Source organism: Zoogloea sp., assembly GCF_041914405.1.
Classification (GTDB): domain Bacteria; phylum Pseudomonadota; class Gammaproteobacteria; order Burkholderiales; family Rhodocyclaceae; genus Zoogloea.
This window is the reverse complement of sequence record NZ_JAYSDK010000001.1, coordinates 20,530-41,870: the sequence shown is the minus strand read 5'-3', so window position 1 is coordinate 41,870 and position 21,341 is coordinate 20,530. Positions and strand designations below refer to the sequence as shown.

Annotated in this window: 11 protein-coding genes; 1 reads left to right on the top strand and 10 read right to left on the bottom strand. The window is 70.8% G+C overall.

The annotated features are described in order from the left end of the window. Positions 1–18 precede the first annotated feature (18 nt). Complete coding sequence (locus ACE3RX_RS00165) at positions 19–2,907, bottom strand: CHASE domain-containing protein (protein ID WP_374479046.1); 2,889 nt, start codon at positions 2,905–2,907, stop codon at positions 19–21. A gap of 180 nt (positions 2,908–3,087) precedes the next feature. Here ACE3RX_RS00165 and ACE3RX_RS00160 point away from each other — a divergent pair, with 180 nt between their 5' ends. Beyond that, positions 3,088–3,846, top strand: a complete 759-nt coding sequence (locus ACE3RX_RS00160) for a sulfite exporter TauE/SafE family protein (RefSeq protein ID WP_374479044.1) — start codon at positions 3,088–3,090, stop codon at positions 3,844–3,846. 3 nt (positions 3,847–3,849) lie between these two features. On the opposite strand, the gene ACE3RX_RS00155 is transcribed toward ACE3RX_RS00160, so the two are convergent. Genes ACE3RX_RS00155 through vgrG form a run of 9 tightly spaced genes read right to left on the bottom strand, consistent with a single transcriptional unit; the run spans position 3,850 to position 21,273 of the window. Then, on the bottom strand, positions 3,850–7,020 hold the full coding sequence (locus ACE3RX_RS00155; RefSeq protein WP_374479042.1) for a DUF4157 domain-containing protein: 3,171 nt from the start codon (positions 7,018–7,020) through the stop codon (positions 3,850–3,852). 12 nt (positions 7,021–7,032) lie between these two features. Then, positions 7,033–8,427, bottom strand: a complete 1,395-nt coding sequence (locus tag ACE3RX_RS00150; protein ID WP_374479040.1) for an ATP-binding protein — start codon at positions 8,425–8,427, stop codon at positions 7,033–7,035. 10 nt (positions 8,428–8,437) lie between these two features. Next, positions 8,438–10,288, bottom strand: a complete 1,851-nt coding sequence (locus ACE3RX_RS00145) for a contractile injection system tape measure protein (protein WP_374479038.1) — start codon at positions 10,286–10,288, stop codon at positions 8,438–8,440. Between the two features lie 15 nt (positions 10,289–10,303). Then, positions 10,304–13,054, bottom strand: coding sequence for a hypothetical protein (locus ACE3RX_RS00140; RefSeq protein ID WP_374479036.1), 2,751 nt, complete (start codon positions 13,052–13,054; stop codon positions 10,304–10,306). Further along, positions 13,047–15,755: a hypothetical protein gene (locus tag ACE3RX_RS00135; RefSeq protein WP_374479034.1), complete on the bottom strand. Its 2,709-nt coding sequence runs from the start codon at positions 15,753–15,755 to the stop codon at positions 13,047–13,049. Before ACE3RX_RS00135 ends, ACE3RX_RS00140 begins: the two co-directional genes overlap by 8 nt. Beyond that, positions 15,755–18,844 (bottom strand): baseplate J/gp47 family protein, encoded by a 3,090-nt coding sequence (locus ACE3RX_RS00130; protein WP_374479032.1) that lies wholly within the window; start codon positions 18,842–18,844, stop codon positions 15,755–15,757. Before ACE3RX_RS00130 ends, ACE3RX_RS00135 begins: the two co-directional genes overlap by 1 nt. A gap of 6 nt (positions 18,845–18,850) precedes the next feature. Beyond that, on the bottom strand, positions 18,851–19,276 hold the full coding sequence (locus tag ACE3RX_RS00125) for a GPW/gp25 family protein (protein WP_374479030.1): 426 nt from the start codon (positions 19,274–19,276) through the stop codon (positions 18,851–18,853). A gap of 10 nt (positions 19,277–19,286) precedes the next feature. Continuing rightward, on the bottom strand, positions 19,287–19,559 hold the full coding sequence (locus ACE3RX_RS00120) for a PAAR domain-containing protein (RefSeq protein ID WP_374479028.1): 273 nt from the start codon (positions 19,557–19,559) through the stop codon (positions 19,287–19,289). 19 nt (positions 19,560–19,578) lie between these two features. Then, positions 19,579–21,273 carry a type VI secretion system tip protein VgrG gene (vgrG, locus tag ACE3RX_RS00115; RefSeq protein WP_374479026.1) on the bottom strand — a complete coding sequence of 565 codons (1,695 nt, stop codon included), beginning with the start codon at positions 21,271–21,273 and terminating at the stop codon, positions 19,579–19,581. Between the last annotated feature and the right edge of the window lie 68 nt (positions 21,274–21,341).

Genomic DNA, 21,341 nt, shown 5'->3' with positions numbered 1-21,341 from the left:
GCCGGCAAAAGCCGAAGTTTAGCCGCCTTGGGTGTGACGGGTGCCAGCCTTCGGCGTTTCGGGCCGTTTTTCGAGCCAGTGCAGCAGGGTTCGGAACAGCTGGTCGGGGTCGGCGGGCTTGGGGATGAAGTCGTCCATGCCGGCGGCACGGCAGGCCAGCCGGTCCTCCTCGAAGGCGTTGGCGGTCATCGCGAGGATCGGCGTGTGCTGGTGGGTCGGCAGTGCGCGGATCGCCCGGGTGGCGGCGAGCCCGTCCATCACCGGCATCTGGATGTCCATCAGGATCAAGTCGTAGGGCGTCTGCGCGGCCATGCGCAGTGCTTCCGCGCCGTTCTCGGCCAGGTCGGTGGGCAGGCGCAGGATCTCGCGCAGCAGCTCCAGGCTCACTTCCTGGTTCACCCAGTCATCCTCGGCCAGCAGGATGCGTCGCTCACGGTGCCGGGCCCGCAGCTGCTGTTCGGCATCGGTACTGGCCGGCAGCGGCGCGTCGCTGGCTGCCGCAGCGGCGGCGGCGCGGCCGACCCGGCAGGTGAACCAGAAGGTGCTGCCGGCGCCGGGCTGGCTGTCCACGCCGATCTCGCCGCCCATCAGGCGCACCAGGCGCTGGCAGATCGTCAGCCCCAGACCGGTGCCGCCGAAGCGGCGGGTGGTCGAGCTGTCGGCCTGCTCGAAGGGTTGGAAGATCCGCTGCAGTGCGTTGGCGGGAATGCCGATGCCGGTGTCGCGGACCTCGAAGCGCAAAAGGATGCTTCCGGCATTTTCGGTGCTCTGGGTGACGGCCAGCGTGATGCTGCCTTCCTCGGTGAACTTGAGGGCGTTGCCGACGATGTTGAGCAGCACCTGCTGCAGGCGCAGGGGATCGCCGAGCAGTGGCAGCTCGGCCAGTTCCGGTGCCAGTTCCAGGCGCAGCTGCAGGCTGCGGGCTGTCGCTTCGGTGCCGATCAGGCTGTCCACGTTGGCGACGACCGTCTTCAGCTGGAAAGGGACTTCCTCGATGGACAGCCGTTCGGCGTCGATGCGTGACAGCTCCAGCACGTCGTTGAGCAGTTGCAGCAGGTGGCTGGCGGCGCGGGAGACTCGGCCGAGGCGCTCGCGCTGGTCGGGGTCGGCGTTCTTGCGGCCGAGGATGTGGGTGAGGCCGATGATGGCATTCATCGGGGTGCGCAGCTCGTGGCTCATGTTGGCTAGAAAGCTGCTTTTCGCCCGGTTGGCGGCCTCGGCGGCTTCCTTGGCGACGGACAGGTCTGCGGTGCGGGCGGCGACCAGTTCTTCGAGGTGGTCCCGGTGGCGCGCCAGTTCCCGGTTGGCTGCCGCGATGTCATGGGTCTGGCGCTCGACGCGGCGCTCGATGATCGCGGTGCGGCCGGTCATGCCGAGCATCAGGGTCTGCAGCAGGGTTGCGAAGAGCAGCCCGACGACGCCGACGCCCCAGGCGATCCACGGCCGGTTGAGGGCCAGGTAGTGGTCGTCGGCTAAGACCTGCAGGGTCCAGTTCCGGTCGCCGGCTCGAACCTGGCCAGCCCACACGGCGCGGGCTCCATTCGTATTGACGGGCTGGGAGAGGCTGTCGAGGCGCTGGGCTTCGCGGTTGGCCGCCGGGTCGAGCAGTTGCAGGTGCAGCCCCGGTGGCAACCCGTCGCCGGTGGCCACCTCCACCAGTTGGTCCATGGTGATGACCGCGACCGCGAAGCCCCGCAGCGGATCGGTTCTGACCGGCTTCTCCCCGTGCGAATGGACTGGCGCAAGAGCCAGCACGGCGACCCGGTCGTTGCGGTCCTGAACCAGTTTGATCGGCGCACTGATGGAGATAGTGGCGTCTCCTTGTTGGCTGCGGCGCACCACATCCCGGCGGACGTCTTCGGAGCTGATGTCGAAGCCTAGGGCGAGCCGGTTGGGGGGCGCCGGGGCGATGTAAGTCACCGGTACGTAAGCCTCCCGCTGGGCGGCTGGAACGCGCTGGCCCTCGGCATTCTTCTCGTTGATGCGGAAGCCGCTGTCGTGTAGGCGGTGGCGCATCTCCCGTTCGAAGGCAGGGCGCTCGTCGTCGCGTACATAGGCGTTGAAGCTGAAAGCCGACAGGTCCGGGTTGTCCTGTAGCGTGGACAGCGTGAAGGCCTCGAACTGGGCTGGGCCGATGTCCGGCGTGACTTCGAGCAGGCGGCGCAGGGACAGCAGGGCTTCCCGGTGAGTTTGCAGGCGATCCTCGATGCGTTTCTGCACCCGCTCGGCGTCGGTTTGAAGGCGATGTTGCTGGCCGTTCTGCTCCCAGCGTGCCGTGGCGTAGATGGCGATGCCGACGAACAGCAGGGTCAGCAGCATTGGCGCGGTGATCTGGCGCCGGCGGGCCTGCCACAGGCGATTGGAGCGGATCAGGAAGCACAGGCAGAGGGGCGCGAAGGTCAGCACGCCGAGGGCGTCGCCGACGAACCAGTTCCACCACGCAAAAGGCAGCTGCGGCGTGGCCATGATCTGCAGCGCCGCCAGGCTGCCGATGCCGACCGAGGCCGACACCAGGCAGGCCAGCGGGCCGCCGATCAGCAGGAAATGCAGCACCGTCCGTTCGTGCTCCAGTGCATGCCAGCTGTTGCCGCTCCAGCGTCGCACCAGGGTCCGGCCGAGCCAGGCCTGGGCGGTGGCGCCACAGGCGATCAGGCTCGCGGCGGCGGCCGTGCGCGCGTCGAGGCTGTGGCTGAGGAAGGCCAGGCCCAGGTTGAGGCTGGCCGAACCGAGCCAGATGCCCGGCAGGGCGCTGTAGCCCAAGCACAGGGCCGCCGCCAGGGCCAGGCCGGAGGCCGGGAAGATCGGGCTGGCATAGCCGGGCGCAATCGCGAACAGCAACCCGAGGCCGCCCAGGGCCAGGTAGCCGGCGGTAACGAGCAGGATTCTGCTGGGCGTGGCGTTCAACATCTTCAGACGGGGGCCACGACGGAGGCGGCGGATCAGTTGGCCGAGGCAGCCCGGCCGGAAGTGGAAAATGTACTACTTAAGTCTTAGGGCCGACATGTGCGGTACCGCTTTGCAACATGGATTCACATTGCCTACTATCCTGCGCTGCTCCCTTTTCGGACGCCGCCGTCCCCTGTTCCGATGGAAATGAACACCGCCGGCTGGATCGTCACCGCGATCGCCGTCCTGCTCACCGGCATCTCCAAATCCGGCCTCGGTGGCGCCCTCGGCGGGCTGGCCGTGCCCTTCATGTCCATGTGGCTGTCGCCGCGCGACGCGGTGGCGGTGATGCTGCCGATCCTGATTTGCATGGACATGGTCGGCATTCGCGCCTGGCGTGGCAAAGCCGACTGGGCCGACCTGCGCCTGCTGATTCCGGCCGCGGTGCTCGGCATTGCCGCCGGCACGCTGGCCTTCGGCGTGATGTCAGAGACGATGGTGAAGGGCGCGCTGGGCCTGATCTCGGTGGCCTTCGCGGCGGATCGCCTGCTGCGCCGCACGCGGCCGGCCGCCGGAACGGGCGGCCAGCCGCCGCGCCGCGGCTTTGCGTGGCTGTGCGGTGCCGGGGCCGGGCTCACCAGTACCCTGGCTCACGCCGGCGGGCCGCCGGTGATGGTCTACCTGCTGAGCCGCGGCCAGCCGCGCCAGGTTTTCGTGGCGACTTCGGTGTTCTTCTTCGCCTTTATCAACCTGGCCAAGCTGCCCTTCTACCTGGGTCTCGGCCTGTTCTCCCGCGACACCCTGCTGATGTCGGCGATGCTGCTGCCGCTGGTGCCGATTGGCGTGTGGACCGGCATGCGCTTGCTGGCGAAGCTGCCGGAGCGCGGCTTCTACCTGTTCGCCACGGCGGCGCTCGGTCTTTCCGGCGTGAAGCTGCTGTGGGATGCGCTGGCCGGCTGAGCGCTACTTGCCGAGGTCGAAGACCTCGGCGTCGGGCCGCGCGCCCTGACGCGACGAGATGGTGCTGGTGAATGCTTCCTGCTGCTCGCCGTCCTCGTTCTTGCGGATCGCGTAGCAGTTGAAGTCGGCGTTCACGAAGTTGCGCGGGCTCTTCTTGCCGGGCACCGGGAAGCTGGAGGCGACGATGCCCACCTTCACCTCGTACCACACCCAGCTGTTCTTCTTTTTCAGCCAGCCGAGTACCGTCGATTCGGTGGAGTAGCGGTGGCGGCTGTTGGCGATGGCGGTGATCGGGAACAGGTTCTTGTCGTCGCCTTCGCCGCCCAGCTTGTCGTTGAGCAGGTGGCCCTTGATGTACTTGCGCTCGGCGCTCTCGCCCGGATCGGTGACCAATTGGTTCATCACCGCTGACAGCGCCGACGAGGACGGCCCGCTGCCGTGGGCGCCGGCGTACTTGGCGTCGAGCCAGTCGATGCTCATGTGCACCGCCACCTGGCTGCCGCCGAGGCCGGTCTGGACCTGGCTCAGGAAGCTGGTTTTCTTCGGTGTGCCGGTTTCCTCGAAGGCTTCGAAGAGGGTCTTCATGTCGGCCACCACCGTCGGCGACTCCGGCGTCGTGGCGAGGGTCTGGCGCACTCGTCCGATTACCGCCACGGCGTTCTTGCGGGCCTTGCTGGCGTCCGCCTCCTTGGCCATCGCGGCGTACTGGTCGAGCTTGGTGAGGATGGGCTTGGGATCCTTGCTGGCGACCATCGGCACCGGCTTCTTCTCGTCGCCGGCGAAATACACCTCGTGGGATTCGCCGCCGGCGGTGCGGAAGGGCTTGCGCTCCTTCCACCATTCGACGACCTTGCCGACGGCCGCCTTGGCTTTGCCGTACAGCGCCTTGCCGATCTTGACGATCCAGCCGACCAGCCAGTCGAGGGCCTTGTCGATGGGCGCGCGGATCTTCTGGATCACCGCCATCACCTTGTCGGCCACCTTGCCGAGGCCGATGAAGCCGGCCAGGAAGCTGATCGCCAGGGACAGCAGGTTGGCCAGCGTGGCCTCGACGCGCTTGGCTGCCGCGTCGATGGCGCCGCCGGCGATGGCCGCGATGGAGTCCACGAAGGCCTTCACGGTCTGGGCGATCTGCGCCAGCTTGCTGACGAAAACCATCACCGTGTCGTAGATCGACAGGATCGCCGAGATAAAGCCGGCGCCCGGGATGAACATCGCCACCAGCTTGGGCACCGCCTTCTTCACCACCATGTCGATGACGAAGTCGCTGATGCCGCCGATCACCATGTCCTTCAGGTTGCCGAGCATCTCCTTGATCTTGTCCCAGGCCGCCGCCGGCCCACCGGTGACCAGCGCGACGACCACGTCGAAGCCGGTTTCCATGGCCTTCACCACCGGCTCGCCGACCGCCGTGACGAGTTTCTGGCGGATGTTCTGCCAGGTCAGGCCGAGCACCGACAGCACGAACTTGAGGACTTCCTGCAACTCCAGCTTCTGCGGAATGTAGACGCCGGGCAGCGCGCCGGTGAGCCACTCGATGAGGCCGGTCTTGAGGTGGGTGCCGATGCGGTCCACGAAGCCCTCGAAGCCGGCCTTGGCGGCCCGCACCAGGTTGCGCACGAAGCCGATCGGGTTGCGGAAGATGCTCTGCAGCGCACCGGCGGTGCGGCGCAGGTAGGGCATCACGCTGGGAGCGACCACCTCGAAGATGATCTCCAGCAGGCTGATCACCTGCTGGCCGGCCCAGCTGAAGAAGCGCCCGGCGAAATCACCGAAAACCCGCGCGATGCGCACGAAGGTCTGCGGCAGCGTCAGCAGGTCGGCCACGCCGAGGCTGCGCAGGGTGTCCATGAACATCCCCGGCAGCGCCGTGACAAAGCCCATCAGGCCGGCCAGCGCGCCCTGGAACCAGGCCCAGGCGCGGGCGATGGCGTTGCCCTTCTTGATGTTCTCCCACACCTCGTCCTGGCCGATCAGTTTCATGAAGCCGCCGATCAAGGTTTCGGCGCTGCGCGGCACCGGCTCGCCGGTGATCGGGTTGCGCCCGAGCACCGCGCACAGCAGATCCCAGCCGCGGGTGCCGGCGGCCAGCCCGGCCAGCGGGCGCAGGATCGCGTCGCGGATGAACTGCAGTACGCCGGACACCAGGTTGCCGACGAAGCGGGTGATGCGCGAGATGGGGTCGGTGACGATGCGCTTGGCCCGCTCCCACACCCCGCCCAGGTCGAAGATGTCGCGCCAGCCCAGGCTGTCGAGGAAGCGGTCCACCGCCTGGCGGATGCTGCTGCCGATCAGCCCAAGGGTGGCGATCTGCTGCTGCACCCACACGGCCACCCGGTCGATGATGCCGTGGTTGTCGAGGGCCTGGGTGATCAGCGCGCCGCCGGGCATCAGCTCCACCACCGCCGGCAGCAGGTTGGCCGGCGTGCGTTCGACGGCCCGCATGTTGATCGGGTTCACCCCCAGCACCAGTGTGAACATGCGGAAGCCCGGCAGGTTGTTGGCGTGGTCGGCAAAGAAATCCAGCGCGTCGCTGATACCGAGGCGCTGCACTGCCGGCGGGCTGTGCTCGACGACGCCGGGCAGCAGGCTGCGCCGGACCTGGGCTGGCGCCTGCGCGGCGGCGCCCTGCTGGATGGTGTGGGTCAGCTCGTGGGCGATCAGCTCGCGGCCGGCGCTGCTGTCGGGCTGGTAGGCGTCGCGGCCGAAGAAGATCTCGCGGCCGACCGTGAAGGCGGCGGCGTTGAGGCGGCGGCTGGCCTGGGCCGCCTGTGGACCGGTGTGAATGCGCACCGCCGAGAAGTCGGCACCGAAGCGCGGCTCCATGAAGTCCCGCAGGCTGCGCGGCAGCGGCTGGCCGCCAGTGGGCAGGGCTGCGGCAGCGGGGGCGGGTCGTGGTGCAGCGGCAGCTGCCGTCGTCGGTGCGCGCTGGGCCGACGCCGGCACGAGGCCGGCAAAGCGGGTCGCGCTGGCCGACACCGGCGCCGCCGGCAGGCTGACGACCCGGCGGGCGACCTGCACCGCCTCCCGCTCGGCCGTGTCGTGGGGGCTGGACACCGCCAGCCCGCCGACCGAGGCGCGCTGCGGCGAGACCGGCGCTGGCGTCCTGACTGGTGCCGCCACGGCCCGATGCTCGGGCGTGCGCAGGATGTGGCGGGACAGGGGCGCGTTCATCCGGGCGCCGGCCTAGCTGGCCCGGCCCTCCTTCAGCAGTTCGCGGCGCAGGCCTTCGTCCACCGCCTCGGCGCTTACCGAGCCGTCGCCGCGGCCGAGGGCCTGCAGGCAGGCGTAGCGCACCACGTTCATGATGGTGCCGCCGGAAATCTCGTGCTGGCGGGCCAGCTGGGCGAGGTCAAGGGCCGGGTCGAGGCGCACCGGGGCCGGGAAGGCCTCGCGCCACAGGCGCAGGCGCTCGGCCGGGCGCGGCAGTGGAAAGGCCACTACCGACTGGAAGCGGCGCAGGAAGGCGTCGTCGATGTTGTGGCGCAGGTTGGAGGCGAGGATCACCACGCCGCTGAAAGCCTCGATGCGCTGCAACAGGTAGCTCACCTCCTGGTTGGCGTAGCGGTCGTGAGCATCGGAGACGCTGCTGCGCTTGCCGAACAGGGCGTCGGCCTCGTCGAAGAAGAGAATCCAGCCGGCTTGCTCGGCGGCCTCGAAGAGGCGGGCGAGGTTTTTCTCGGTCTCGCCGATGTACTTGGAGCTGACCTGGGATAGGTCCACGCGATACACCTCGCGGCCGCAGCGCTGGCCGAGCAGGCACGCGGACAGTGTCTTGCCGGTGCCGGACGGGCCGTGGAAGAGGCTCACGTAGCCCGGCGCGATGCGCCGCCCGAGGCCCCAGTCGTCCATTAGCGTGCGGCCGTGGACCAGCCACAGGCCGATGTCTTCCAACTGGGCAAGGGTTTGGGCGGGTAGCACCAGGTCGCTCCAGTCCAGCCCGGTGAACACCCGCCGCGCCGGGATGCCGGCGTCGCCGCTGGTGGGCAGCGGCAGGCCGGGCAGGGCTTCGGCGAGGAAGCGCGGCGACAGCTGCAGCGGGCCGCCGAAGGGGCTGGCCGGCCCGTCGCCGGGCGCCGCAGGGCCCAGGCGCAGCACGTCCTCCCGCGCCAGCCGGCCTTCCGGGGCGAGGCGGCGGATAGCCGCCAGGCGCAGGTCGAGGGCATCGCCGGCCAACAGGAAGCAGGCGGTCTCGCCGCTGGGCAGGAAGCTGGCGCCGTCGCTGCGGCCGCCGAACTCGGTGAACGGGCGTTGGGTGGTTTCGTTGCGTGACCACAGCACGTCCAGCAGTTGCGGGCGCAGCAGCGGCGCCAGCGCGAGTGCGACGAGCAGCCGGTCGGCCGGGTCGAGGCCGCGGCGGCGCACGGCGGCGGCGTAGGGGCAGTCCGTCCGGTCGAGGGGCGGGGCGTCGGCCGGCAGCGGCGGCGAGTCGGGCGGCTGGCCGAAGTAGCGCTGCAGGCGGATGCGCAGGCAGTCGGCAAGCCATTCCAGCTCGGCCTCCAGCGTGGCGGTGGCGGCCTGGAGCAGACTGTCTGCCGGCTCGCCATCGGCGGGGCGCCAGGGCAGGTCGTGGCTGTTCATGGCCCGGCCCTCACGGCGCGCCCCATTCGGTCAGTAGCGGCCACGGCATCCACGGCAGGCGGACCAGGCCAATGCTCCACGGCAGCAGGCCCAGCAGGAGGTCGAAGGATTCCGGCTCGACGCGCAGCTGCCAGGTCTCGTCTTGCCGACGCAGGTGGCCGCGGCGGCGCAGGAAGGCGGTGCGCAGGCCGTCCGTGGTGGTGCCGCGCAGGGCCTGCCAGTGGGCCAGCACGGCGGCCAGCAGGGCTTCGGCCTCGGCGCGTTCTGCCTCCGTCAGGGCGGGCAATGCATGGGAAAACGGTGTGTCCGGCGGGAGGCCGAGCAGCAGCTTGACGAAGGGCAGCTCGAATTCGAGGGCCGTTGTGCCGCTGGCCAGCCCGTGCAGCAGCGCAGCGGCGCGTGGCAGCACGGCCTTTGGCAAGGGCCCACGGTGACCGGCGGGGATCAGCCCGACCGCCTCGAACAGGCGTGGCAGATAGGGATGCAACAGCACCAGTCCGGCCTGGGGCACAAGCTGGCCGGCCGGGGCGCTGCTGGCCGGGCGTTGATCGAAGCGTGGCGTGGCTGCGGCCGGCTCTGCATCCTGCGGGCGTGTCTGGGTGTTGCGGGATGGGGACTGAGCAGGGCTGGCGCGGTCTGCCGTCCTGTCGTCGGCGAGTGCGGCGGGCTGCATTGGCGCAGCCGGGTGGGGCGGCGTGTCTTTCAGCAGGTCGAGGACGGCTTGCCAGTGGGGTTCTGCGCTGCGGGTGGCGAACAAGGCCGTGAGCCAGGCGCGGGCGACGGGCCGCCAGGGGTGATGGCGGTCATCGGTGGCGGGCTCGCCTTCCAGCGTCCAGGCCAGCCACAGGGCCTGGGCATGGAGGCTGTCGCCGTCGTCCAGCTGGGCAGTGGCGGCGAGCAGGGCTTGCAGCGCCCGGCTGAGCGGATGCCGTGGGACGGTGGCCGCGTGGGCGTCGACCACCTGCCGTCGCCGGGCCGCCGGCAGCAGGGCCAGCCAGCGGCTCAGCCCGCCAAGCCGCTCGGCGCGGGGCAGGGCCTGGATGTCGGGCGGCAGGCAGCCGAGGCTGGCCCAGGCCAGCGCGGCTTCGGTCAGCAGGGCGCGCAGCTGTTCTTCGGGCAGGCCGGCCAGCGACCAATCCGGGCTGCCGCGGCGCAGATAGCTGGCGAGGCCGGCCTGGGCGTGCACGGCTGCCGCCGAAACCTGGGTGGGAGGGAGCTCCAGCGTGTCGTCGTGGCTGATGGCATCGGATGCTTGCAGGCTGTCGCTGGTGGGCGTGTCGAGGCGCCGGGCCAGTTCGCGCAGGGTTGGCACTGGCAGGGGAAGCGGCTCGCCGCCCAGATCGAGGATTGCCGTGTGCAATGAATGGCCGTGGCCGGCCTCTTCATCGACGTGGGCGAGGGCCGTTCGCACGGCTTCGCGCAATTCGTCGGGGGCGTTGTGCAGCCAGGCCAGCAGCAGCGGCGCGGTGTCGGCGGGGCTGGATTCGTCCACCTCGGTCGGGGTGTCTTCCCACGAGGAGGGCGTCGACTCAGGCGTCGGAACGGGGGGGCTGTCCTCGGCGGCGGGTGTTGCGGTGTGCGGCCAGGCCAGTCCGGCCAGGGCCTCGTCGGCGGCTGCCGCGACCTGGGCCGGCAGGGCGTCTGGATCGAAGGCCGGGTCGAGTCGCAGCTGCAGTTCAAGGCGCTCCAGGCGGACCACCCGGTCGTCGGGACTGTGGGCCGACAGGCGTTCGGCGAGGGCCGCGAGTACGGGGTCGGCGGCGTCCCGCAGCACGCCGCGCAGCGCGAAGGCCGCCGCCGGCGTGGGGGCCCGCGCCTGCCACAGCAGGCGGCGGATGCGGTGCGGGAAGGGTGTGCTCATGGCGGCTCCCGGGCTTCAGCGCTTCAGGCGGTTGAGGTTCTGCAGGTTGCTGATCAGCACCGCCTGGGCCGGCACCGCGGCGCTGCCCTTGAGGGCCTCCAGCTTGTTGCCCAGATTGGCGGCGACGGCCGCGTCGGTCACGTATACCGTGCTGTTGGCCAGCACCGAGGCCACGCCGGCGGCAGCGCCGGAGGAGGTGTCCACCTTCTGCGTGACGACCCGGGTGGTGGTGTCGGCGACTGCCTCGCCCAGTTCCGTCTGGGCCTTGGTGAGCATGGCCTGGGCCTGCGCGCGGCTGTCCTCCGGCAGGTTGCCCTGGCTGACCAGGTCCACCAGGCTCTGCACCTGCTGGCGCTTGTACTCCACGTCCTTGACCATCTGGTCGAGCACCACGTCGCCGGTGGCCACGCCCTTCAGGCCGATGGTGCCGGCGGCGGTGGCGTCCTTGGTGCTGAAGGCGCCCTTGACGAGGCCTTCCACGTTGGCGGTCTGGGTTTCGAGCTTGGCCCGGATGTCGGTCTGCACGGCCTTCAGGTCGGCGGCGAGGGCTTCCCGCGCGGCGTCGAACTTGCTGCCGACGACGCTGCCGACCAGCGTGCTGACGACCAGGTCCACCGGCCTGACGACCTTGATCGGGATGACGTCGATCGGCGGCCGGCGCAGCGGCGGGCGCGGCAGTGGCGGCTCGACGGGTTCGGTCTCGTCCACTTCGGCGCAGGGGTAAGCCAGGGTGAAATCGGCGACGACCCGGCCACTGTCGTCGTAGGCCAGCACGAAGCAGCCGCCGCGCCACACGCCGCCCAGGTGGTCGAGGCCCGGGTTGTCGGTGGCGAAGCGGGCCAGCAGCAGCTTGTCGTCGGCCTTGTCGTCCTTGGCCTTGATGAGGTTGTCCAGCCAGTCCAGCCAGATCGGGTGGGTGGTCTGGATCAGGGAGTCCACCGGCGACACGAAGTCGCTGCGCGACAGCTTGCCCAGGTTGACCCGTGCGGTGCCGACGGTGCGCAGGGTTTCGGCGATGCCGTTGTTCCAGCGGGTGGCGTCGGTGCTGGCCCGGTAGGCGCTGTAGGTGGGCTGGTCGAGGGCCGGCTTGGCGGTGCCGGCCAGGCTGCTGACGGCGCTGCGGGCCTGGGTGGCGGCGGCGAGGACCGACACGCCCTCGTCGGTCTGGTCGGGGATGTCCTTGCTGTCGATGGCAGTCTTCAGCTTGTCCAGGTACTGGCCGGAGAAGGTGTCGCTCTCGTCGAGGCGCAGGGATACGTCCTGGCGCAGCAGGTAGTGGAAGCGGTGCAGGTCGGTGTAACGGATGCCGGGGCGGATCTTGATCAGCTCCTTGCGGTTATGCACCAGCACCGCGTGGACCTCGAAGGGCAGGTTGCGGGCGGCGATGAGTTTCTGCAACTCGCCGCGTACCTGGTCGACCGGCCTGCCGAGATGGCCTTCAACGCGGAAAAACTCGTGGGCGGCGATGCTGCCGGCCAGTGGATCGAGGGCGCGGGGGCTGCCCTGGTATTCGGCGGCCCGGTAGCCCAGGTTGTGATTGCCGAGGCGGCGGGCGGCGAGGCGCGGGTTCCACGCGGCGTTCATCGCGGCGCGGTAGTACCAGGGGATCGCGCGTTCGCCGAGGGGCCGGTCTTCGCCGTGGCTGGGGGTGACGCGCAGCACGGTGTCGGTGGGTGGCGCGTAGTTGGCGATCAGCTGGTCGAAGCGGGCCAGCAGCAGCTTGAGTTCGGTGGCGGTGCCGCGGCTGCAGCAATCGGCGGCAGCCGGGTAGAAGGCGGTGCGGGCGTCGTCGGGGGCATCCAGCGCGCCGGCCGCCAGGTGCTTGGGAAAGGCCAGCGGGAGCGGGCCGGCGGGCAGCGCGTCTGCATCCAGCAGCGCGTCGCGGATGGCGTTCCAGGCTTCGCAGAGGTCCTTCAGGAAATCGTGGAAGGGCAGTACCGCGCTGGCCGGGGTGTCCTGCTGGCGCTGCAGCGTGGCGATCCAGTCGGCGACGGGATTGCGCCGGAACACCGCGGCAAGCACACCGGGGAAGTTCTCGGCGAAATTCTTCAGGGCGTCCACCAGGCCGGCCAGGGTCTTGCCGGCGGCGTCCCGGTAGCGGGCGATCAGCACTTCGGCGGTGGCCAGGTCGCTGCCCAGCTGCGGCCGCCAGGCGATCAGCTCGGGCAGCTCGCGGGCCCGTTCGGCCAGCGTCAGCGGGCCGGCGGCCAGGTTGGCGGCGGTGCTGCGGCTGGCCAGCAGTACGCGCAGGCGCTGCTGGCGTTCGCGGCCGAGGTTGTCGCAGTCGGCGCCGGTGCACAGGTCGGGATCGCTGACGGTGGTCTCCGCCAGCAGGATCACCGCCTGGCCTGCCAGCGCGCCAGCCGTGAGCGGCACGCCGAGGGGGTCGTCGCCGGAGGTCAGCTCGCCGCTGATCAGCAGCACGCCGCTGGCCATATCGAAGAAAGGCTCGTAGCGCGGCGCGGTGGCGTCATAAGGGCGCAGGCGCGGATAGGTGGTGGCGTCGTCGATGCGCACCAGGTCGCCGTCGCAGGTGAGGCCGAGGCCGGCGCCGATGGTCACGCTGGCGCCGTCGCTGCTCACCGCGAAGCCGGCGACGATGCCGGCGCCAACGAGCGTGACGCGGGACAGGCGGTCCTGCTGGTCGAGCCAGCTGGTGACTTCGTTGAGCTGGGTGTGGGTGAGGACCTGGTCGCGCTCGAAGACGGCGTACTGGCTGGCGAGGGGCGCGGCGAGACTTTGCAGGACCTTGATCGGATCAGCCATGGTCCGTCTCCTGGTTGATGACGTGGTCGGGGGCGCTGCCGAGGGCGGTGCTGCCGAGGACGAAGGGCGGCTTGGGCGATTCGGCGAAGCAGTCGAACAGGGTGCGCTGCGGGTAGATGTTCTTCATTGTCGTGAGGGCGTCGATCAGCGCCTGCAACTTGGCTTGCCGGTCGGCGCTGGTGACGCCGGCGTGCAGGGACAGCCAGTCCCGGTAGGCGAGCTCGAAGCGGGCCATGTCGTCGGCGTTCACCCAGCAGATCTTGGGCAGCAGGTGGGCCGGCACTTCGCTGCGGATCACGTGCTCGGCGAAGTTGCGGAAATCCATCTGCTGGAAACGCCCGGCGTAGGCCGGCAGCACGATCTGCAGGCGCCAGGAATAAGGATCGGCATCGGCACAGTCGCTGCAATCGCCGTCCACGCAGATCGGTAGCAGCGGGTCGTCCTCCTGACTGGGGCGCAGCAGCAGGTTCTCGATGACGTACAGGCCTTCGCCGCTGTAGTGGTCGCGCAGGTAGTCGGCCAGGTCGGCGATCACGCTGCGGGCCGCCGCCTCGCTGGGAAAGCCCTCGACACGCCGCGCCAGCAGGTGGCCGTCGGCGTCGACGACGCTGAAGTAGAAGCGCTGGTCGCTGCCCTGGATGATGCGGTAGTGCTGGTCGTCGGCCTGCTGGCCGCGGGTGATCGCGGCGATCATGCGGGCGCGGGCGTCCTCGCGGGTGGCGAAGTTGGCGGTGGACGACAGCAGGATCTTGTTGTCGCTGGCGCGGAAGATGCGGAAGCGGAATTCGTCGCCGGGGGTGGTGTCGATCTCGGCGTAGGTCTCGTAGGACACCGCGCCGAGGTTGCGGCGGCTGAAGTCGGCGATGCCCAGCAGGCGCGCCAGGCGCTTCTCGAGGCCGCTGACGTTGAGGCTGTTCCACAGGTCGGTTGGGCCGTCGAGGCTCTGGTCGTAGGCGCCGGCGCGGTTGGCGGACAGTTCGGCGGCGTCGGCCAGGAAGGCGCACTTGTCGGCGATCACCTCGTCGTCGGTGTGGGCGAAGGCGGAGGCCATCGCTGCGGCGTACTCGGAGAAGTCCTCGCCGAGGCGGGCCAGCAGGTGGTCGAGCAGGCGGTGCTGGCGGGTGGCTGCCTCGGCCGGCGTCTCCTGCAGGTTGGCGAGCAGCGTCGGGGTGACGTCGGCGGCATACACCCGGTCGTGGCCGACGATGCTGTCCACGGTCTGAGTGGCCAGCACGTGGGCGTCGTCGGGCAGGCCGTCGAAGCGGTCGGCGGTGGCGGTGAGCTCGGCCGGTGCCACCGACAGCAGGCGGGCGGCCTGGGCGAGCTGGGCCAGGTCGTTGGCGATCTGCTGGTCGAAGAAGGTGAGGTAGGCCTTCAGCTGCAGCACCTGGGCTTGGCGCTGGGCGTCCGGGTTGCCGGCCAGACCGGCCGGGCCGAGGCCGTAGAGGGGCGGGAAGTCGAGCTGCAGCGAGCGGTAGGCGGCGAGGTCGCGCCAGCGCCCGTCGGGCACCGGCAGGTCTTCGGCGCGGGGCGTTTCGACGGCCTGGCGGGCGGCTTCGAGCAGCGCGTCGAGGCGCTGGCGCACGGCGGTGGGCATCTGAGCGACGTTCCAGCCGGCCACCGGCAGGCCGCGCTTGCGGAACACCAGCCGGCCGGCCGGCGTCTCGCCGTCGGTATCGATGGCCAGTCGCGGCAGGTGGCCGGCCGTGACCGGCACCCGCCAGCGGTTGGGCACCGGCAGCGGGTTGCCGTTGCCGTCAAGGGGGTTGAGGACGATGTCGCTGATCGCGCGCACGCCGGGCACGTCCATCAGCACGCCGATCAGGTCGGACAGGCGTAGCTCGGCGGGTAGCTCGGAGGCCGCCAGGTCGGCCTCGTCGATGAAGCCGTCCTGCAGCGCCGGGCCGTCGAAGATGTCGTCCACGCCGCGCGGGCGGCCGTCGGCTAGTGGGCGGGCGCGCATCTGGGCCAGGCTGTAGCTGGGCACCGGCGGGGCGATGGCCTGGGCGGCGGCGAACAGCAGGCCGGCGGCGACCTCGGTGACGTCGGCGGTGGCCTCCAGGTCCAGTTCGGCGCACAGGGCGAATCTCTCCGTCGGCACCGGCTCGATGGCGACGAAGTCCTCGCACAGGTTGCGCTTGGCCTCCAGCGTGGCGCGTACCGTGCGCAGTACCGGCTCGCGCTCGGCCTGGGTGTTCACCGCGTCCATGAAATCGATGGCGACCCGGTACAGGCCGCGGATGCGCACTTCCCGGTAGTGGCTGTGGGCCGGCACGCTACGGCTGAGCCGCCGTTGCAGCAGGTCGGCGTACAGGGGCGGCGCGTCGGCGGGCATGACCCAGGCGTTCTTTACGCCGGGCAGGTCGATCAGCTGCTTGCGCCAGTCGAGGGCGGTCAGCGGACGCGTCGGCAACACCCGGCGGGCCCGGTGGAAGCGGTCGGCCAGGGCGAGTGGCGAGTCGGGCGGCGGGGTCAGCAGGTCTTCCAGTGGCAGCTCGGCCCGGTAGCCCAGCTCGGACTGGGCCCAGGTGACCAGTTCGAGGATGGTGATGCCGGGGTCGTGCAGGTTGTGGTCGGTCCACGTGGCGCCGGCGAGGCGGCGCAGCAGGTCCAGCCCCTCGTCGTAGAGGGCCTGGGCGTTGCGGCCGGCGGGCTCGGGGGCGCGCGGCAACGTGGGCGGTATGGACAGAGGGGGGGCCATCAGCTCACCTCGGCGATCAGGTGTTCGGGCGCGGATACGAGGATCACGTCAGGCGCGTCGGGGGCCAGCTCGGGCCGGTCTTCGGCCGGGCGGTCGGCGAAGCACAGGCGGAAGTCGGTGACGTAATCCACCCACGGCAGGCCTTCGACGAAATCCACCAGCGCCGAGCGCAGCACGCGGCCGCCGAATTCGAGGGCCGCGCCGGCGTCGAAGGCCCACGGCGACAGGGCACGCAGCAGGGCCTGGTTGATCTGCGCGCGGTAGTAGCTGAAGGCGTAGCCGGGCCGCATGGCGACCTTGAAATCCACCTGCACGGCCCGGTAGGCCGGGTTGCGCACGGCCAGCGTGGCGGCGTCCAGCCCCATCGGCGCGCGGGCCAGCAGGAAGGTCTTGATCCGCTCCAGGGTGTCCAGGTCCACCCGCGGCTGTAGCGGGTCCACCGCATTGCGGTTGCGCAGGTCCGGCACCACCACCATGCGCACGTGGCCGGGGGCCAGCCACGACGTGTCGCTGGCGTGGGGGATGCACTTGATGCGGTCTACCGCCGGGAAGGCCTGCAGCACCAGGCGCTCGTAGTCCCAGCGGGCGATGGCCCGGTTGCGGTGGCGCAGGCGCTCGGCGGCGCGGCGGGCCAGTGCGGCGGCGTCTTCCTGCAGCGCGCCACCGAAGGACGCGTAGGGCTGGCTAACTGCTTTCAGTGTCGGCGCCGGTGCCACGAAGCGCGCGATGCTGCCAGCCGGTAGCGCGCTGGTCAGGTGACTGGCAGCGTTGGCGTGATCCTCGAAGACCGCCTCGAGGGCGTTGGCATGCACGCCGACCAGGCGGCAGGCGGCTTCCGGTTGAGCAGCGATGGCGGCCCGCAGCCAGATCAGGCCGGCCGGCAGGCGGGTGTTGTCGGTGGTGGCGTCGGTGGGCAGCACCACGTTGACGAGGCCGCTGGCGCGCAGCTCGCGGCTGGTGTCGAGGGTCAGCTCGGCGCCGCTGGCGAGGGGCCGCCAGGCGTTGTCGGCGAGCACCGCCCAGCTCAGGCGCTGGGCGTTGGCAAGGGGATCGGCGCTGCCCTCGGCGACCTGGAACAGCAGGCTCAGCGGGTCGCCCGGGGCGAGGCCGGACAGGCCGATGAGCAGCTCGCCGGCGTCCCGGTGCGGCGGCAGCAGCGGGACGGGGCTGGCGCTCAGCCACGGGTGGCGGCCGCTGAGCCAGGCGTGCTCCCGCGACACGCCGAAGGCGTCCACGTGGAAGAACTCCACTTCGGCGTTGGCGAAGCTGACGTCGCTGTCGTCGTCCACCCGGCTCGGCCCGGCGTCGGCCTGGTAGGACAGGCTGATCTCCTGGGCCTTGGGCGTCCACGGTTCGCCGAGGATCACCTTCGGTGTGGCCAGCAGGCCGGCGACGGCCTCGCTGCGCCAGGCGGCGTGAAGCAGGTCGGTATCCAGCGCCAGGGTGATGAAGCCGGTCCGCGGCGCGGTGGCGGCCGGCGCATCGGAGGCCACGCCGCGGCGCAGGCGCAGGAAGCCGGCCTCCCGGCGGGCATAGGCGCTGCCGGCGCGGGCGAAGGCTTCGTAGACGGTGATCCAGCGGTAGGGGCGGGGCAGGCCGGCGCGGCTGGCGGCGCTCAGGTCGAGCGTCACGCGGCCGCCGGCGGCCGGGGCCAGGCTGACCCGCCCGGCCGGATGGGTGCCGCCGGCATCGGCCCATTCCGCCTGGGCCCACACGCCGCTGGCCAGGCTGCTCTGGCCCGAATAGTTGGTGTACAGCGCGCTCAGCGCAGCTTGGGTGGTCGGCGCACCCTGCCAGCCGATCTGCAGGCTGAGGGCCGACAGGCGCTTGCCGAGTGCTTCCGCGCAGCCCACGTAGAAGCGCGTGCCGACGCCGGGCTGCGGGCCGAAGGGCAGGAAGGCCTTCTTCGGATCGAGCTGGCCGAAATCGCTTTCGAGGGCCAGCGCGCGCAGGCCGTCCGCCTTCACGCCAATGCGTGCCCGGCGCAGCTTGAGGCCGGCGAGGCGGCCGAAGGCGGCGGAGCCTTCTTTGAGCATCAGCTGGAGTACCGGCAGCCCGGCCGGAAAGGCCTGCTGGTGGAGTGCCGGGCTGGCGTCGACGATGGCCGGCTGGGTGGTGTCGATGCGCAGGCTGAAGGCCCAGCTGGCGGCGGCCAGCGAGGAGTCGGCGCGGGCGATGGGGAAGGGGCCGAGCCAGCCTTTGGGGCCGGACAGGCGTGCCTCGAAGGCGTCGGCGAGCAGCTCGCCGCTGTGCGTGGCGGTATCGATGCCGTCCAGTTCCAGACTGACGTCGATCTGCCGGCTGCCTTCGGCAAGGCGCAGCACCGCCGATGCGAGGGCAAAGCCGATCGGCGCGTCGGGCAGCGCGACTTCATCGCCCCGGCGTACGCCGAAGGGATGCCAGCTCGGCGGGTCGGTGGTGAGCGGGGCGCCGAGGCCGTTGGCGGAATCGGCCACCGGCGCGAAGCGCAGCCGGCCGTCGCTGCCGAGGGCGACGCTGCGCAGGCTGGCGATGCGTGCCTGGGTGGCGACCATCGGGCGGACCGGCCGATAGAACAGCGGCTGCTGGCGGGCGTCCTTGCCGGCGGCCAGCAGCGCGTCGGTGCCGATCTCCAGCGCAGCGGCGCCCTTCTTCAGCTCGACCAGCACATGCACCCGGTCGGCCACCGGCGGGCGCGGTGCAAAGCCGAGCACCGTCTGCATCTGGAAATCCAGGTGCTTGCGGGTGAAGTCGTTGAGCAGCGCGCGCGGGCGGGCGGCGACCTGGAAGGCGGCGACCAGCAGCGCCAGGTGCGGCGGCAGCGCGCCGTCGTTGCCATCGGCCAGCGCGGCGAGGCGGGCCTGGTAGGCGGCGTCGCTCTCGCCGGCCGCCTGTTGCGGCAGGAAGTCGCGCCAGTCGCCGGACGGCAGCTGCGGGTCGGAGCCGTAGTAGTTGAGATAGCCGGCCAGCGCGGCAGCGGCGCGCAGCAGACCGCCCACGTTGCGTTCATCGAGGGGCGCCGAGGCCGGATCGAGATGCGGGTCGAGGCGGTCCGCCTGGCGGGTGCCGGCGGCGGCGATGAGGGCGGCGAGGATCTCGTGCCGGGCCATGCTCGCTTACCCCCGGCGGACGGCGCGCAGCGCTTCGCTGGCCTCGCCCTGGTAGAAGGGGAAGACCAGGTTGAAGCGCGAGTTGGTGCTGCGCACCCGGTAGTCGAGGCGGATCGTCAGCACGCCTTCCATCAGCCGGCTGTCGTCGATGTCCAGCGCCTCGACGCGGATGCGCGGCTCGTACACCAGCACGGTGGTGAGGATACGGTCCTTGAGCACGCTGGCGACGGTGGTGCTGAGGGGCTCGAACATCAGCTCGTGCATGTCCAGCCCGTACTTGGGCTGCAGGAAGCGCTCGCCCGGCGCGGTGCCGAACAGGATGTGCAGGCTGGCCTGGATGTCGGCTTCGTCCTCGGTCATGCGCACGCTGCCGTTGGCGAAGCTCGGCGGGAAGGACCAGCCGCGGCCGAGGAAGGAGGGCGTGTCGCTCATGGCGGGCTCCTCAGCCGATCTGCACCGTCGGTTCGCCGATGGCCGGGCTGGCGCCGCAGCCGCAGCTGTCGCCGACCCGCAGGGCCGGCTTGCCGCCAATCAGCACCGTGGCGCTGCCAGCCACGAAGGGGGTGACCGGCGGGTGCGGCGGCGGGATCACGCAGCTGTGCAGGTCGCCGAGCACGGCGGCGGGCATGCCGCCGATCAGTACGGTGGGTACGCCGGGGCCGGTGACGGTGCCGCCATGGACGCTCAGATCGGTGACGCGGGCTGCATTGGGCATGGTGTCCTCGGGCGTGCGTTCAGTTGATCTGCACCAGCGAACCCTTGAGCTTGGCGATGGCCGGCGTGGTGGCTTCCAGCCCGCCGCTGCCTTCGAGCTTGAGGGCGGCGCCGGCCTTGATGTCGAGGGCCGCGGCAGTCTTTATCTCGCCGGCTGCGCCGATGTCGAGCTTGGTGTCGGTGCCAGTCTTGATATTGAGGGCCTTGGCGCTCTCGACGGTGATGCCGTTGCTGTCGAGCTTGATGCTGTTGCCGTTCTTGTCCTTCAGCAGCACCGAGCCCTGGTCGTCGTCGAAGATGAGCTGCTGCTCGGCCGGGGTGGTGATGGTCAGCACCACCTTGTCGTCGTTGATGTGCAGCTTGATGCCGCTGCGGCTGACGAAGACTTTCTCGTGGTTGTCGTTGCTCGGTGTCAGCGGCGCGGCCTTGGCGCTGCTGTGGAGCATGCCGAGGATCACCGCGGCGCGTGGGTCGTCGTCGAGGAAGCCGACGACCACCTCGTCGCCGATCTCCGGGCGGATCATCACGCCGCGCTGGTCGCCCGCATCGCCGGCCGCGACCCGCGCCCACACGCCGTCGCTGGCCGGATCGACGAGGGGCAGGCGCACGCGCACGCGGAACTCGTTTTCCGGGTCCTCGTTGTCGGTGACCACGCCGATCTGCAGGCCGTGGGCCGGCGCCAGCAGGCTGGTGCTGCGGCGGGCTTCGAGGCGTTCCCGGCGGGCTGGGTCTTCCGGCACGCCGCCGAACTGCAGGTGGGTGCGCCAGCCCAGCACGGTGTCCATCTCGTGGCGCACGCCGGTGACCAGCACCTTGCCGCTGAAATGCTGGCCGACGCCGGCCAGCTCGACCACGTCACCGGGCTGGACCTGGCCGAGGCCGATGCACATTGCACGGCCGCTGACCTGGTCGAGGCGGGCGTGGGCGAAGCGGGCGTCGGCAGCAGCGGTGGCCTCGGCGTCGGGCAGCATCGCGTGGCGCAGTTCGAGGGCGTCCACGCCCATCGCGGCGGCGAGGTCGTCGGGCTTCAGGTCGCCGGGGCCGCTAAAGGACGGCGGGCTGGCGTCGAGGGTGTGGACGGCCTGGTCGGCGGCGCTCCAGGTCAGCGTCTTGACGGCCTGGGTCTGCTGGCGGGCGTCCACCTCGGCATCGAATTCGAGCAGCGTGGCGCCGTAGTTGAGGCTCGCCACGGCGGCGGCGCTGGCATCCGGTGCGCGGGTTTCCAGGTCGGCGCCGCGGGTCAGCACCAGCTGGCCGTTGGCCTGGGCGCGGGTGACGAGGAAGTCCCAGTCCGTGCAGTCGCACTGGACCAGGTGCTTGTGGCTGACCGTGGTGCTGGCAGCCGTCATGTTGATGCCGGCGTCGGAGCACAGCTGGCCGATCACGTCGCCGTCGGTCATGTCCAGGTAGGTGGCACCGTGGCGCTTGAGGCTCATCTTGGTGGCGGCGTGGCGGCATTCGACGATCAGCTGCGGCGGCGAGCCCTCGCGCACCTTGAGGCGCTGGCGTACCACCAGGCCCTTGAACAGCAGGTCGGGCTGGTTGCCGGCGCCGGCCAGCACCTCGACCTCGGCGCCGGGGGCGAACAGCGCGTCGTTGCTGAGCGGGAAGTCGCCGCCGGAGGCGCTGCCGTCCTGGTAGGCGAGGCGCGCGAAGGCGATGTGGTTGGCGGTGTTCACCACGCTCACCGACAGCAGCTGGTGGCTGCGGGGCACGGGGCTGCCGCCCACCTTGATGGTGAACTCCCGGTGTTCCGCGGCGATGGGGAGGGTGCGGGCGGGGG